The organism is Amycolatopsis sp. NPDC051716 (genome assembly GCF_040681595.1).
Classification (GTDB): domain Bacteria; phylum Actinomycetota; class Actinomycetes; order Mycobacteriales; family Pseudonocardiaceae; genus Amycolatopsis.
The window spans coordinates 82,012-95,473 of the sequence record NZ_JBFAZA010000036.1 but is presented as its reverse complement, the minus strand read 5'-3'; the positions used below and the strand labels follow the sequence as shown (position 1 = coordinate 95,473).

Genomic DNA, 13,462 nt, shown 5'->3' with positions numbered 1-13,462 from the left:
TGCTGTAAAGATGGCCCTGACCAGGGAGAACATCGCTCGGGCCGGGCTGAAGCTGCTCAACGAAGTGGGACTCAACGGCCTCACACTCCGGCTGATCGCCGCCGACCTCGGCGTCAAGGCGCCCGCGCTCTACTGGCACATGAAGAACAAACAGGAACTGCTCGACGAGATGGCGACGCAGATGTACCGCGACTCCGTGGCCGATCGGCGGCCGCCGGCGTCGGCGGGGGAGTGGGAAGGTGCCGCGCACAGCGCCCGGGCGCTCCGGCGGATGATGCTCGCCTATCGCGACGGCGGAAAGGTTTTCGCTGGTACGTACCTCGGCGACACGAGCCTGGTCGGCGAACACCCGCTGCGCCGGAGCATCGAAGCCGGGCTCGACGAGGGGCGGGCGAGCCGGGCGACGTTCACCGTCTACTGCTTCGTCATCGGCTACGTGATCGAGGAACAGGCCGTGCGGCCCATGCCCGGCGAGTTCGACGAGCGCTACCGCGAGTCGGCCGGCGAGGCGGTGCTGGGGGACGCCGACGCGCGGTTCGAGGACGGGCTGACCATGGTCCTCAGTGGAGCCCAGCAGTGGCTCGAAGCACCGTAAGGCCAGGTCAGCGGCTTTTCGGACCCCGGTGTAAAGCCCCTCGCGACCCCGTGTAATCTATTGAAGTACCAAAACGGCGCGGGGTGGAGCAGCTCGGTAGCTCGCTGGGCTCATAACCCAGAGGTCGCAGGTTCAAATCCTGTCCCCGCTACAGAGGTTAAGAGGGGTGTACGGACGGAAAGCGTCCGTACACCCCTCTTTCGCATTGTATTGGGGGTCGAACCCCCAAACCCCCGCCAAAGGGGCTCCGCCCCCTTGGATCCCCCGTTGTGGTCGCCTTTTGCTACGGATCTCGTGTTTTGGGCGGCGGGCATTGGTGGTTGCGGTGTGTGTTCGGGGTGGGCCAAGCCGGGGAGTGCCGTCCGCCGAACTCACCTGCCTGGAGGTTGCCGGGGTGGTTCGCGTGCGTCTGGTTGGGCCAAAATGCCCTGGGAGCGGTTGCAGAGCGTATCCAGGTCCACAGTGGACCGGGTCGCATTGGGCCGAACGAGGGGATCTCACTAGCCACAATGGACAGATCCGCTGACCACTGTGGACACAGCGGCCGATAAGTGGGAATCTAGGGGGCGTGTCCGAATTGAATGCAACAGCCGCCGCCCTGCTCGGTCTGCTCCACGACGGTCCCGCCACCGGCGGGCAGCTCGTCGCGGGAGCGGGTGAGCGATTCGGCGCCTTCTTCAGCGTCACCCGCAGCCAGGTGTACCGGGAGCTCCCGGCGCTGTCCAAAGAAGGTCTCGTCCGGCTCGGCAAGCAGGGCCCGCGCTCCAGTCAGCAGTACCTGATCACCGCCGCCGGCAAGAAGGCCTTCAAGGCCTGGCTGACCTCCGAAGCCGGCCCCGACCACCTGCGCAGCCCGCTGATCCTGCGGCTCGTGCACGCCGGGTCGCTGACCGCGAAGCAGCGCCAGTCGCTGCTCGAGTCGGCCCGGACGAGCTACAGCCAGCAGCTCGACGACGCCAAGGCGGCCACCAAGGCCGCCGAGGGGCCGTACGAGAAGGCGGTCGCCGAGTTCGCCCAAGCGCAGGCCAAGGCCGCGCTGAAGCTGCTCGACGCCATCCCCGCGGCCTGAGGTTCGCGCGCCCACGACCGGTCCTCGCAACCGGTCGTGGGTTTTGCCGTAACCTTGACAAACGTGAGTGATGAGTTCGACGCGGCACTGAGGGACCTGACCGGCAAGCTGACCCAGATCGAGTCGGTGATGGACCTGGATGCGCTGCGTGCCCAGGTGGCCGACCTGGAACAGCAGGCCTCCAGTCCCAACCTCTGGGACGACCCGGAGGCGGCCCAGAAGGTCACCAGCCAGCTGTCCCACCGGCAGGGCGAGCTGAGGCGCGTCTCCGAGCTGCGCCAGCGGGCCGACGACCTCGGCGTGCTGTACGAGCTCGCCGAGGCCGAAGGCGACTCCGGCAGCATGGCCGAGGCCGAAAGCGAGCTCGCCGACCTCGGCAAGGCCATCGACGGCCTCGAGGTCCGCACCCTGCTCTCGGGCGAATACGACGACCGCAACGCCGTCGTCACCATCCGCTCCGAGGCCGGCGGCGTCGACGCGGCCGACTTCGCCGAGATGCTGCTGCGCATGTACCTGCGCTGGGCGGAGCGCCACGGTTACCCCACCGACGTCTACGACATCTCCTACGCCGAAGAGGCGGGCATCAAGTCGGCGACGTTCAAGGTGACCGCCCCCTACGTCTACGGCACCCTCTCGGTCGAGCAGGGCACCCACCGGCTCGTCCGGATCTCGCCGTTCGACAACCAGAGCCGCCGCCAGACGTCGTTCGCGCACGTCGAGGTGCTGCCGGAGGTCGAAGAGGTCGACCACGTCGACATCGCGGAGAAGGACATCCGGGTCGACGTCTACCGCTCGTCGGGTCCCGGCGGCCAGAGCGTCAACACGACCGACTCCGCGGTGCGCATCACGCACCTGCCGACCGGCATCGTCGTCTCCTGCCAGAACGAGAAGTCGCAGCTGCAGAACAAGGCGGCCGCGCTGAAGGTCCTCCAGGCCCGGCTGATGCTGCGGAAGAAGGAAGAGGAGCGTGCCGAGATGGACGCCCTCAAGGACGGCGGGTCCAGCTGGGGCAACCAGATGCGCTCCTACGTGCTGCACCCGTACCAGATGGTGAAGGACCTGCGGACCGACTACGAGGTCGGCAACCCGTCGGCGGTGCTCGACGGCGAGATCGACGGCTTCCTCGACGCCGGCATCCGCTGGCGTAAGCAGTCGGCCGCCTGATCGGTGCAAGGGGTGTTCGGCCGACCGCTCACCGTGCGCAAACACCCGCTGCTCCACTCGGGTGCACCGGGCAACCGGGGCTTCACGAGACCGGTGGGTAGTATGCCGAATCGTGATCCGGCTCGAAGAGGTTTCCAAGGTCTACAAGACCTCGACGCGGCCCGCGCTCGAGCGGGTGTCCGTCGACATCGAAAAGGGTGAGTTCGTCTTCCTCATCGGTCCTTCGGGATCGGGGAAGTCGACCTTCCTCCGGCTGCTGCTGCGTGAAGAGACGCCCAGCAAGGGCCGCGTGATGGTGTCCAACTTCGACGTCGCCAAGCTGGCCCGCCGCAGGGTCCCGCGCCTGCGGCAGACCATCGGCTGCGTCTTCCAGGACTTCCGCCTGCTCGCGAACAAGACCGTCGCGGAGAACGTCGCGTTCGCCCTCGAGGTCATCGGCAAGCCGGGCCCGACCATCAAGAAGGTCGTGCCCGAGGTGCTGGAGCTCGTCGGCCTCGACGGCAAGGCGGACCGGCTGCCCAACGAGCTCTCCGGTGGTGAGCAGCAGCGCGTCGCCATCGCGCGGGCGTTCGTGAACCGGCCGCTGGTGCTGCTCGCCGACGAACCGACGGGCAACCTGGACCCCGACACCAGCCAGGACATCATGCTGCTGCTGGAGCGGATCAACCGCACCGGCACCACCGTCCTGATGGCCACCCACGACCACTCCATCGTGGACTCCATGCGGCGCCGAGTCGTCGAGCTGCAGCTCGGCCGGGTGATCCGCGACGACGCCCGCGGCGTCTACGGCATCGGTCGCTGACCGCGTTTCCGTAACGACGCAGCCCTTCAACGACCCCGACCCCCCAAGGACCTGCACCCGCCATGCGCGCCAGTTTCGTCTTCAGTGAGGTAGTCACCGGCCTGCGCCGGAACGTCACGATGACCATCGCGATGATGCTGACCACGGCCGTGTCGCTCGCCATGCTCGGCGGCGGCCTCCTCGCCGTGCGGACGATCGACAAGATGAAGTCCAACTTCCTCGCCGACGTCGAGGTTTCCGTCTACCTCACCGAGGACATCAGCGCGACCGACAAGAACTGCACGCAGGCGCTGTGCCAGTCGCTGCGGACCTCGCTGCAGAGCAACAACGGTGTCGAGTCGGTCGTGTTCGAGAACCGCGACCAGGCTTTCGACCGGTTCAAGAAGATCTTCGAGAGCCAGCCGGAGCTGGTCGCGCTCACCGGCCCCGAGTCGCTGCCCGCGTCGCTGCACGTGAAGCTGAAGGACCCGGACCGCAGCGACGCGATCGTGCAGGAGTACGCGAACAAGCCGGGCGTGCGGAAGGTCGACGACCAGAAGAAGTTCCTCGACCGCGTCTTCAACGCCTTCAACGGCGTCCGCAACATGGCCTTCGGCGCCGCGCTAATCATGGCCATCGCCGCGCTGCTGCTGATCGCCAACACGATCCAGGTGTCCGCGTTCACCCGGCGCACCGAGGTCGGCATCATGCGGCTGGTCGGCGCGACGCGGTGGTACACACAGCTGCCGTTCCTCCTGGAGGCGGTGGTCGCCGGCGCGGTCGGTGCGATCCTCGGGATCATCATGCTGGTGCTGACCAAGGTGAGCTTCCTCGACGCGGTGTTCACCGGCGACGTCTTCCCGAAGATCACCACGCTGGAGCTGCTGTTCCCGGTCGCGCCGATCCTGCTCGGGGTGTCCGTGGTGATCTCCGCCATCACCGGTTACGTCACGCTGCGCCTGTACGTCCGGCACTGATTTAACCCGCTGCTCGTCACCGTCGGAATCACGTAGAGTGGTCGTATGCCCAAGGAACGTGGCCAGAAGGTGATCGTGTCGAACCGCAAGGCGCGCCACGATTACTCCATCCTCGACACCTACGAGTGCGGTCTCGTGCTCGTCGGAACCGAGGTCAAGAGCCTGCGCGAGGGCAAGGCGTCCCTGGCGGACGCGTTCGCGACGGTCGACGACGGCGAAGTGTGGCTGCGCAACGTCCACATCCCGGAGTACACGCAGGGCACGTGGACCAACCACATGCCGCGGCGCACCCGGAAGCTGCTGCTGCACCGGCGGGAGATCGAGAAGCTCATCGGCAAGACCAAGGAGAGCGGGCTTTCCTTGGTCCCGCTGTCGATGTACTTCAAGGACGGCAAGGTCAAGGTCGAGATCGCGCTGGCCCAGGGCAAGAAGGCCTACGACAAGCGGCAGACGCTCGCCAAGCGCGACGCGGACCGCGACATCAGGAAGGCCATGGGCCGCGCGCTGAAGGGCCGGTTCACGGAGTGAGGCCCGGCCCGGCTTCCGACGCGGACGTCGCGCGCTGGACGGCGTCGCTGGGCCTGCCGGGCCTGGTCGACCTGCACGTCCACTTCCTGCCGAAGCCGGTGATGGACAAGGTCTGGGCGTACTTCGACCGGGCCTCGACGCACTACGGCACCGAGTGGCCGGTGCACTACCGGACGTCCGAAGAGGAGCGGCTGGACACCCTGCGTGCGCTGGGCGTGACGCGCTTCGCGCCGCTGGTCTACCCGCACAAGCCGGGGATGGCGCAGTGGCTGACGGACTGGGCGCTCGAGTTCGCCGCCCGGGTCCCGGCCGCGGTGCCGACCGGCACGTTCTACCCCGAGCCCGGCGCCGGGTCCGCTGTGGACGATGCGCTGCGCGCCGGCGCCCGGGTGTTCAAGGCGCACGTCCAGGTGGGCGCGTACGACCCGCGCGACGACCTGCTGAAGCCCGTGTGGGGCGCGCTGGCCGACGCGGGCGTCCCGGTCGTCGTCCACTGTGGACACGGACCGTTGCGGGGTGACTTCACCGGGTTGTCGGTGTTCGAAGAGGTCCTCGCCCGGCACCCGCGGCTGACGGCGGTGCTCGCGCACGCGGCGATGCCCGAGTTCGAAACGGCCTTCGAGCTGCTGGCGAAGTACCCGCGGGTGCACCTGGACACCACGATGGTCGGCGTGCCGTTCGCCGAGGCGATGTCGCCGCTGCCGCCGGACTGGACGGCGCGGCTGGCGGAAGTCGCCGATCGCGTCGTGCTCGGCACCGACTTCCCGAACATCCCGTACTCGTACGCGACGCAGCTGCAGGCGATCGCCGGCTGGGCGGCCGACGATCGCCTGGGGGAGCCGTTCCTGCGAGCCGTCCTGCACGACACCCCGCTGCGGCTGCTCAGCGCTTGAGGCCGGGCAGGGTCGCGCGTTCGCTGACGGTGACCGCGCGGCCCAGCAGGTCGACCACCGGGATCTGCTTGCCCGCCAGGAGGAACCCGGCCGTCGCCAGGACCACCCACGGCACCGGGCCGCGTGCGATGCCGTCCGACAGCGGGGCGAACCCGTGCGCCGCCAGGCCGAGCAGGCCACCCGAGACCAGCAGCCCGGCCGCGACCAGCTGCGGCACCCTCGCCGTCGCGATCGCGGTGTCGCGCTGCATTTCGAAGTGGGCGAACAGCCGGAGCAGCCCGAACAGCACCATCCCGCACGCCGCGAACCACGCCGGCGCCATGACCAGCCAGAACACCGTGCCCGGGGCGGGCGTCCGGTAGCCGAGGCCGTACACGGTCACGCCCGCCACCACGATCAGCGCCGGCATGTGCCACAGGTAGACGCTCATGAACCGCGCGCCGAGCCAGCCGAGGGCGTCGCCGATGCCGGGGCGTGCCGCGAGCGCGTTGAGCTGCGGGCGGAAGGCGAGCAGCAGGCCGATCTGGCCGACGGCGAGGAAGGCGAGCAGCACGGTCGGCGGGCTCATGTTCGACACCGGCGCGCCCGGCATGCCGATCATGCTGGCCGGGTACGGCCCGAACGCGACCAGCAGCGCCGTGACGCCGAATCCGGCCGCCGACAGCGTCAGCGCGCCGCGGCGGGTCAGCGAGCCGAGGCGGCCTTCGACGTAGTGGAAGCCCAGCTGGTGCACGGCGACCCAGACGAAGATCGCGTTGGCGTAACCGATGTAGCCGAAGTCGTTGAAGCGCGCGACGTCGACGAGGATGCCCGCCGCGCCCATGACGAGCGGCACCTTCAGGCCCCAGCGCCGGTGCGCGGCGACCATGAGCGGCGTGAGCAGCACGACGAGCACGTACACCGCGAGGAACCACAGCAGCTGCGCGGCGATCGCGCTGCCGACCTGCAACGGCTGCGGCGGGACACCCAGGCCGCGCAGGAAGTCCGGCACGATCAGCCAGACCGCCATCAGCGGCAGCACCGGCACCATCAGGCGCTTGATGCGCCCGGCGAGCCACTGCTGCGTGGACGCCGCGCGGCGGAAGGAGATCAGGTTGGCCGCGCCGCCGGCGAAGAAGACCAAGGGCATCACTTGCGACAACCAGGTCACGACCCACCAGCCCGGCGTCGCCAGGGCGTTGCCGGTGGCGAGGTGCCCGTCGGAGTAGGAGAGCACCGGCATGATCCAGTGCTGGGCGATGACGGCGAGGATGGCCCCCGCCCGGACGACGTCGAGGAACCTGTCGCGGCTCGTGTGCATGCTGCTCAGCCTGGCCGGTTCGACCGGGGAAGACAGCGGTGCTGCCCGGCCTATCGGGGGTCCTGTTCACCCCCGGTGGATACGGGGGTTCTCCCTACTAGCGCAGGCCGTCGGGCTCGGGTTCGTGCTGCGCGGCGGCGAGGCGGTACTCCCAGCCGTGGTCGGTGAGGCCGAGCTCGTAGCGCGTCTCGATCTTCGGGCCGCCGTGCAGGTGGATGTGCCGGATGACGGTGCCGGGAATCGGTTCGGCGTCCCCGAGCTCCTGGACGCGGCCGTCGAGCGGGCCGCCGAAGAAGCGGACGCAGCGGGTCTCGTCGGACATCTGCGGCTCCTCTCGACAGCGGGTCCGCTCATGGTAGGTGAGCGCTCACCCGGGTGCCGCCCGCGGAACGGGTGACCCGTCGCCACCCTACGGGACTTTTGGTCACCGTCCGTCGCCGGCGACGCTAAGCTCGGTGCCATGATCGGATCGCCTCGCCTCCCGGGCCTCACCTTGGCGGACGCCGACCGGCTGGTGGACGCCGCGCTGACGGCCGGGGTGGAGCGCGGGTTCCCGCCGCTGGCCGTGGCCGTGCTCGACGTCACCGGCGAAGTCATCGCGCTGCGCCGAGCCGACGGCGGGATGCCCATGACCAGCCGGATCGCCGTGGCCAAGGCCCGCACCGCGCTGCTCACGCTGACCGCTTCGGGCGGGCTCGAGCTGCCCGGCCCGATCGTCGACGGCATCCAGCACCTCTTCCACGGGGACTACGTCCCCTACGCGGGCGGAATCCTCGTCACGGACGGCGAGATGATCCTCGGCGCCGCCGGGGCGTCCGGTGCGCACGCCCGCGAGGACGAAGAGGCGGTGCGGGTCGCCGTCGAAGGGTGGCGGGCTCAGCGGCCCAGGTAGGTCAGCACCGCCCGGACCCGGCGGTGCTCCTCCGCGCTGGCTTCGAGGCCGAGCTTCGAGAAGATGTTGCCGATGTGCTTCTCCACCGCGCCGTGCGAAACCACCAGGGAGTTCGCGATCGCCGTGTTCGACAAGCCCTGGGCCATCAGGCCCAGGACTTCGGACTCGCGGGCCGTCAGCGCGTCCAGCGGGTTGCGCCGGCCGCGGGCCATCAGCTGGGCGATCACGTCCGGGTCGATCGCCGTGCCGCCGCCCGCCACGCGGCGGACCGCGTCCAGGAAGTCCGCGACGTCCGCCACCCGCTCCTTCAGCAGGTAACCGACGCCGCCCGCGCCGCCCGAGAGCAGCTCCACCGCGTACGACTCCTCGACGTACTGCGACAGCACCAGCACCGGCAGCCCCGGGATCTCCTTGCGCGCCGCCAGCGCCGCGCGCAACCCCTCGTCGGTGAACGTCGGCGGCATCCGGACGTCGACGATCGCCAGGTCAGGGCGATGTTCCTTGAGCGCGCCGAGCAGGTCGTCGCCGTTGTCGACGGCCGCGACCGTCTCGATGCCCTCGTCGGCGAGCAGGCGGGTCACCCCGGCCCGCAGCAGCACGGCGTCCTCGGCGATCACTACCCGCATCCGGCCCCCAAGCTCGTGGATGAACGGGGTCCAGCCTATTCACCACTGGCAGGGGAGGTCAGCCCGGATCACGGTCGGCCCGCCCACCGGGCTCACCACGGTGATCACCCCGTCGATCGTCGCGGCGCGGTCGGCCAGGCCGGCCAGCCCGCCGCCGGGACGCACCTCCGCGCCCCCGTGGCCGTTGTCGGTGATCTCGACGACGACGTGGTCGTCGGTCCGCCACACCTTCACGGTCGCTTCGGTCGCTCCGGCGTGCTTCGCGATGTTCGTCAGCGTCTCGCCGACGATGAAGTACGCCGTCGTCTCCACCGCGGCCGGCGGACGCGGGTCGACGTCCACCGAGACGTCCACCGGGATCGGCGACTTCGCCGCCTGCGCCGACAACGCCGCGTCCAGCCCCCGGTCACCGAGGACGGCCGGGTAGATGCCGCGCGCCAGGTCCCGCAGCTCCGAGACGGCGAGCTTCGCGTCCGAGTGCGCCTCGTCGATCAGCTCCCGCACCGCCTGCGGGTCCTGGTCGAACTTCGACTTCGCGCGCCCCAGGCTCATCGCGACGGCCACCAGCCGCTGCTGCGCGCCGTCGTGCAGGTCACGTTCGATGCGACGGCGTTCGGCTTCGGCCGCGTCGACACCGCGTGCTCGCGACGCCTGCAGCCGCTCGGCCTTCTGCTCCAGCCGCTTCGTGCGGTCCGGCCCCAGCAGCGCCAGCGCCAGCTCGCCGTGCAGCCAGCCCAGCCACGGCGTCACCCAGATCGCCATCGGCAGCAGCACGACCGACGCCAGCGCGATCACCAACTCCGCACACGCCAGCGGGAACGCCACCATCAGGTACGCCAGGTCCCGCCACGTCGTCGGATCGCTCAGCCGGACCATCCACCGCCGCAGCAGCGGCTGCCCCTCTTCGTACGGCCGCCGCTGCACCGGCGGCAGCGGCACCTGCAGCATCGTCCCCAGCCAGCCCCGCTCGCGATCACCGGACCAGCGGATGAAACTCGTCGTCGCCAGCAGGATCGGGAACCCGACCCAGATCACCGCCGTCGAGACGCCCACCCCGATGCCGACCACGATCAGCACGAACTGCACGAGCCGGAAGACGAAACCGGCGATCATGTAGAGGATCGTGCGAGCCGGGTGCGGCCGCGGGTGTTCCAGCTGTTGCGCCTCGGTCATCCCGCCACCAGGTTCTTCTCTTCCGCGTCTTCCCACCAGCGCTCCATCCGGTGGCGCTGCGCCACCGTCGGCCCCAGCAGCGCGGACGCCAGCCGGGCGTGCGTGCCCGCCAGCGCCCTGGTCAGCGCCACCGACAACGCGACGAACAACACCCCGAGCGCTGCCCACGGTAGCGCCTCCACGGTCGAGTCCACGGTCAGCCACGGCACCTCCCAAGCCGGGAAGTGGTACTCCCCGCCCGGCAGCCACCGGAAGTAGACCGGCAGGCCCACGAGCGCCAGGCTCGTCGCCCAGAACGTCGTCACGAGCACGAACTCGACCAGGCCCACCGGGAAGAGGAGCGCGAAGTACGTCAGGTCCCGCCAGGTCGACGGATCCTTCACCCGCCCCTTCCACCGCTCGACCTGCTTCCCGGCGGGCAACGGCAGATACGGGAGGTCGATGTAACGGTCCAGCAACGCGTAGACCCGCGCCCGCTCCAGCCGCGCGGCCCCCCGCACCGCGAGCACGACGGCGGCCAGCAGACCCACCCCGACCCAGACCACCGCCGTCCCCGCCCCGGCCGACAAGAAGACGGTGAGGAACGCGAACGCCACCACCCCCAGCGGCAAGTTCATCAGCAAGAACACCACCGAACCACCGAACGGCGGATCCCGCCTCTCGCTCACCATGACCGCGCTCCCTTCATCGAGTACCAGCATCGCGGTTTCGCGAGGTGGGCGACATGGTGCGAGCGGGCATCCCGGCGGTAGGGCTGGCCCCACCCCACCCGGACCAAACCGATGGCGCCCCGCGTTATGATGGACAGGTTGTGTCCCGACAAGGGGGTGAACGGTTTCGACTTTGGACGTTGATTCAGGAGAAGCGTGCCGGTGCAGGCGAGAGACCACCGTAAGCGTCATCGCAACCAAATAAGCGCCGACTCCAGTCAGCGCGAGTTCGCCCTCGCCGCCTGAGCGAGTGCGACTCTGTCGGCCCGGGTTCGCCTCCGGCCCGGGTACCGGCATCAGCTAGGAGGCTCAGCGACTGTCCCGGCCACGGGGAACAGTCGTGAAGCAAACAGTGGCTGGGCTCGTCACCTCAGCTTGTTCGCGTGATTGAGGGAGCCAAGCAGAGACGTAGCGGACTGCGCACGGAGAAGTCCTGTTGATACGCCAGAGGACCCGGGTTCAATTCCCGGCACCTCCACTACGAGAAGGCCCACGCCCCCTTCGGGGGCTGGGCCTTCTCTCGTTCTCGGGTTTCCTTTGGGGGTCGGACCCCCAAACCCCCGCCAGGGCGGGCTTCGCCCCCCTGGACCCCCCGGGTGGTTGCGTTTGGTGGTGAGCCAGGCTCGGGTGGGTCCTCCGTTGGGTGGTGGTGGGCGCGTGGGTGGTGAGCCAGGCGGGGCTGGTGGGCCTTTGCGGTGGTGAGCCCGGCGGCGGGATGACTTCGGGTGGTGAGCCCGGCCAGCTGGCCTCTGTCGCTGGTGAGTCGGGCCAGGGGGGCCTTCATGGTGGTGAGTCAGGCGCGGTGAGGCCTTCGTGGGTGGCCGAGCCAGGCGACCGGGGCCTTCGTGGGTGGGGGGGGGCAGGCCGGGCGGGTCTCCGTGGGTGAGGCAGGCCAGTGGGCCTTCGTGGTGGTGAGTTAGTCGAGAGGGCCGCCGTAGGTGGTGAGGCAGGCGACCGGGGGCCTGCGTGGGTGAGGGGCGGCGGTGGGGTGGATCGGGTGATGAGGGCGGGGCCTGGGTGCGCGCGGGGTTGTGGTGGGTCGTTCGTCTGGGGGAGTGGGCGGGGGCGCTCACCTGGTGTGTTCGGTTTCGGGTGGGGTGGTTGCTGCTTGTGGTGGGGGCCACTTGTGAGTGAAATTCGTGTCAATGTCATGCTTGGGGTCCGACCAATGACTTCGCACCCGTGGAGTCGGAAGTAGGTGGCCAGATGACCTGGGCCCGGCGTAGTGGCAGCTCCCTTGCCAATGATGAAGACAGCCGGATGGGCGTTATCCGGGCTGAAGAGGCGGTGCGCCTCGGCGAACAGAACGACCGCGCCGTGCTCACCGTGGCCGGACACTCCTCCGACGTCCACGACTGCGCCGAACTGCTGGCCATGCTCGGCCTCGACGCCGGGCGGCGGCAGCGGACCGCCTGACCCCTCACACCAGGTCCGCCACGTGGACCACCTTGTTCCGCCCCGTCGCCTTCGCGTGGTAGAGCGCCGTGTCCGCGGCGTCCAGCAGGCGCTGTAGCGAAGCGCCTGCTGACGGGTAGACCGCGATGCCGATCGAGACCGACAGGCCCGAGATCGCCAGCTGGCCCGCCGGAACCCGCAACGCGCTGATCGCCCGGCGGACCCGCTCCGCCACCGCGCCGATGTCCGGCTGCGCGATCCCCGGCAGCAAGACCACGAACTCCTCACCACCGAACCGGCCCACCGCGTCCCCCCGGCCGCGGACCGCCGAGATGATCGCCTCGGCCACCGCCTTCAGCACCGCGTCACCCGCCAGGTGACCGTACGTGTCGTTCACCTGCTTGAAGTGGTCCAAGTCCAGCATCAGCAGCCCGAACGTGCCCCCTTGGCGAGCAGCGGCCGCCAGCGTCCGCTCCGCCAGCGCGTGCCAGCCGCTCGTGTTGTACAAACCCGTCTTCTCGTCGCGGTGGGCCGCCACTTCCAGCTGCTTCACCAGCACGGTCCGGTGCAACAGCAGCAACGGCGGGAACACCAGCACCACCAGGCCCGGCAAGGTCGCCAGCACCACCGCGTTCAGCGCACCCAGGCACAGCGTCGCCACCTCGAGGCCGTTGTCCGACCACGTGCCGAACAGCGCCTCCGGCGTCCGGCCCACCTCACGGCGAGCCGGCAGCACCAGCAGCGCGTTCACCGCGAAGAACGTCACCCCCGCGGCCGCGATCGCGAACGTCCCCGCCCAGCTGTGCGGCATCGCCGAGCGGACGTCGGAGAAGCCCGAAACCCGCAGCACCGACTGAGCCGCGTAACACGACAGCACGATGATCGCCGCGTTGCTGACCGTGCGGGAGACCGGCACCCGCTGCAGGCGGTACCAGCTGCGGACCGCCAGGTGCGCGTACAGACCCCCGACCAGGACCGCCAGCAGGAGCGGGGGCAGCAGCAGCACGCCGGCGAACGTCCAGACCGACGTCATGTTGATGTGCGGCGTCCCCGACACGCGGCGCCGGATCCGCTCCACGCGCCGGCCCGACTCCGACTGCGCCACCCCCAGGACCAGCAGCACCGCCAGGATCGACAGCGTCCGGCGGTCCACCGCGATCGGGGACGGGCGGAGCGTCAGCACCACCGCCACCACCTCGCTCACCAGGCAGTAGACGATCACCCGCGGACCCTGGCGCCACAGCACCCAGCGTCGCGGTGCCACGAGGACGTCACGAATACGCGGCCCGGAGCGCGCAATCCCGCCCCCGGTCCGCATACTCATGGTGTCCGGCCGGTGACGGAGCCGGTCCGGCTCGA

At 69.7% G+C, this 13,462-nt stretch carries 15 protein-coding genes, 1 tRNA gene and 1 other RNA gene; 11 read left to right on the top strand and 6 right to left on the bottom strand.

The genetic code is table 11. The features are described from left to right. Nucleotides 1-10 precede the first annotated feature (10 nt). The 8 genes from AB0M30_RS37245 to AB0M30_RS37210 all read left to right on the top strand — a co-directional run bounded on the left by AB0M30_RS37245 (nt 11) and on the right by AB0M30_RS37210 (nt 6,007). The gene (locus AB0M30_RS37245) at nt 11-595 is read left to right on the top strand and encodes a TetR/AcrR family transcriptional regulator C-terminal domain-containing protein (RefSeq protein ID WP_364594099.1); all 585 of its coding nucleotides are present in this window, start codon (nt 11-13) and stop codon (nt 593-595) included. Between the two features lie 77 nt (nt 596-672). Then, nucleotides 673-746: transfer RNA gene (locus AB0M30_RS37240), tRNA-Met, on the top strand. A gap of 417 nt (nt 747-1,163) precedes the next feature. Then, the gene (locus AB0M30_RS37235) at nt 1,164-1,664 is read left to right on the top strand and encodes a helix-turn-helix transcriptional regulator (protein ID WP_086852689.1); all 501 of its coding nucleotides are present in this window, start codon (nt 1,164-1,166) and stop codon (nt 1,662-1,664) included. A 63-nt stretch (nt 1,665-1,727) separates the two neighbouring features. Then, nucleotides 1,728-2,828 carry a peptide chain release factor 2 gene (prfB, locus tag AB0M30_RS37230; RefSeq protein WP_364594097.1) on the top strand — a complete coding sequence of 367 codons (1,101 nt, stop codon included), beginning with the start codon at nt 1,728-1,730 and terminating at the stop codon, nt 2,826-2,828. Between the two features lie 112 nt (nt 2,829-2,940). Then, nucleotides 2,941-3,630: a cell division ATP-binding protein FtsE gene (ftsE, locus tag AB0M30_RS37225; RefSeq protein WP_003082104.1), complete on the top strand. Its 690-nt coding sequence runs from the start codon at nt 2,941-2,943 to the stop codon at nt 3,628-3,630. 62 nt (nt 3,631-3,692) lie between these two features. Next, complete coding sequence (ftsX, locus tag AB0M30_RS37220; RefSeq protein ID WP_364594094.1) at nt 3,693-4,586, top strand: permease-like cell division protein FtsX; 894 nt, start codon at nt 3,693-3,695, stop codon at nt 4,584-4,586. A 45-nt stretch (nt 4,587-4,631) separates the two neighbouring features. Further along, complete coding sequence (smpB, locus tag AB0M30_RS37215; protein ID WP_013223156.1) at nt 4,632-5,114, top strand: SsrA-binding protein SmpB; 483 nt, start codon at nt 4,632-4,634, stop codon at nt 5,112-5,114. After that, a complete protein-coding gene (locus AB0M30_RS37210; protein WP_364594091.1) occupies nt 5,111-6,007 on the top strand; it encodes an amidohydrolase family protein in 897 nt (298 codons plus the stop codon). Before smpB ends, AB0M30_RS37210 begins: the two co-directional genes overlap by 4 nt. On the opposite strand, the gene AB0M30_RS37205 is transcribed toward AB0M30_RS37210, so the two are convergent. After that, the gene (locus tag AB0M30_RS37205) at nt 5,997-7,307 is read right to left on the bottom strand and encodes an acyltransferase (RefSeq protein ID WP_364594088.1); all 1,311 of its coding nucleotides are present in this window, start codon (nt 7,305-7,307) and stop codon (nt 5,997-5,999) included. The genes AB0M30_RS37210 and AB0M30_RS37205 overlap by 11 nt on opposite strands. A gap of 97 nt (nt 7,308-7,404) precedes the next feature. Continuing rightward, on the bottom strand, nt 7,405-7,629 hold the full coding sequence (locus AB0M30_RS37200) for a hypothetical protein (protein ID WP_360176636.1): 225 nt from the start codon (nt 7,627-7,629) through the stop codon (nt 7,405-7,407). Nucleotides 7,630-7,767: 138 nt separating this feature from the next. On the opposite strand from AB0M30_RS37200, the gene AB0M30_RS37195 reads away from it, so the two are divergent. Next, nucleotides 7,768-8,199, top strand: coding sequence for a heme-binding protein (locus AB0M30_RS37195; protein ID WP_364594085.1), 432 nt, complete (start codon nt 7,768-7,770; stop codon nt 8,197-8,199). Here AB0M30_RS37195 and AB0M30_RS37190 read toward each other — a convergent pair. The 3 genes from AB0M30_RS37190 to AB0M30_RS37180 are packed head-to-tail and all read right to left on the bottom strand — an operon-like array spanning nt 8,184 to nt 10,669. Further along, complete coding sequence (locus AB0M30_RS37190) at nt 8,184-8,825, bottom strand: response regulator transcription factor (protein WP_014466646.1); 642 nt, start codon at nt 8,823-8,825, stop codon at nt 8,184-8,186. The two genes, AB0M30_RS37195 and AB0M30_RS37190, sit on opposite strands and share 16 nt — an antisense overlap. Before the next feature lie 39 nt (nt 8,826-8,864). After that, nucleotides 8,865-9,998: a sensor histidine kinase gene (locus AB0M30_RS37185; protein WP_364594082.1), complete on the bottom strand. Its 1,134-nt coding sequence runs from the start codon at nt 9,996-9,998 to the stop codon at nt 8,865-8,867. Beyond that, nucleotides 9,995-10,669, bottom strand: coding sequence for a sensor domain-containing protein (locus AB0M30_RS37180; protein ID WP_364594079.1), 675 nt, complete (start codon nt 10,667-10,669; stop codon nt 9,995-9,997). The genes AB0M30_RS37185 and AB0M30_RS37180 overlap by 4 nt, the downstream gene beginning before the upstream one ends. A 152-nt stretch (nt 10,670-10,821) precedes the next feature. Here AB0M30_RS37180 and ssrA point away from each other — a divergent pair. Together ssrA and AB0M30_RS37170 are read left to right on the top strand one after the other, a co-directional pair. Beyond that, nucleotides 10,822-11,189, top strand: a transfer-messenger RNA (tmRNA) gene (gene ssrA, locus AB0M30_RS37175). Between the two features lie 779 nt (nt 11,190-11,968). Beyond that, a complete protein-coding gene (locus tag AB0M30_RS37170) occupies nt 11,969-12,124 on the top strand; it encodes a hypothetical protein (RefSeq protein ID WP_014466647.1) in 156 nt (51 codons plus the stop codon). 4 nt (nt 12,125-12,128) lie between these two features. Here AB0M30_RS37170 and AB0M30_RS37165 read toward each other — a convergent pair whose 3' ends face one another. After that, nucleotides 12,129-13,367, bottom strand: coding sequence for a GGDEF domain-containing protein (locus AB0M30_RS37165; protein WP_364594076.1), 1,239 nt, complete (start codon nt 13,365-13,367; stop codon nt 12,129-12,131). Nucleotides 13,368-13,462 lie beyond the last annotated feature (95 nt).

Coding starts and splice junctions, on each gene's coding strand:
- smpB (WP_013223156.1), top strand. CDS start 4,632: ATGCCCAAGGAACGTGGCCAGAAGGTGATCGTGTCGAACCGCAAGGCG.
- AB0M30_RS37195 (WP_364594085.1), top strand. CDS start 7,768: ATGATCGGATCGCCTCGCCTCCCGGGCCTCACCTTGGCGGACGCCGAC.
- ftsX (WP_364594094.1), top strand. CDS start 3,693: ATGCGCGCCAGTTTCGTCTTCAGTGAGGTAGTCACCGGCCTGCGCCGG.
- AB0M30_RS37190 (WP_014466646.1), bottom strand. CDS start 8,825: ATGCGGGTAGTGATCGCCGAGGACGCCGTGCTGCTGCGGGCCGGGGTG.
- AB0M30_RS37185 (WP_364594082.1), bottom strand. CDS start 9,998: ATGACCGAGGCGCAACAGCTGGAACACCCGCGGCCGCACCCGGCTCGC.
- AB0M30_RS37205 (WP_364594088.1), bottom strand. CDS start 7,307: ATGCACACGAGCCGCGACAGGTTCCTCGACGTCGTCCGGGCGGGGGCC.
- AB0M30_RS37200 (WP_360176636.1), bottom strand. CDS start 7,629: ATGTCCGACGAGACCCGCTGCGTCCGCTTCTTCGGCGGCCCGCTCGAC.
- AB0M30_RS37170 (WP_014466647.1), top strand. CDS start 11,969: ATGGGCGTTATCCGGGCTGAAGAGGCGGTGCGCCTCGGCGAACAGAAC.
- AB0M30_RS37245 (WP_364594099.1), top strand. CDS start 11: ATGGCCCTGACCAGGGAGAACATCGCTCGGGCCGGGCTGAAGCTGCTC.
- AB0M30_RS37180 (WP_364594079.1), bottom strand. CDS start 10,669: ATGGTGAGCGAGAGGCGGGATCCGCCGTTCGGTGGTTCGGTGGTGTTC.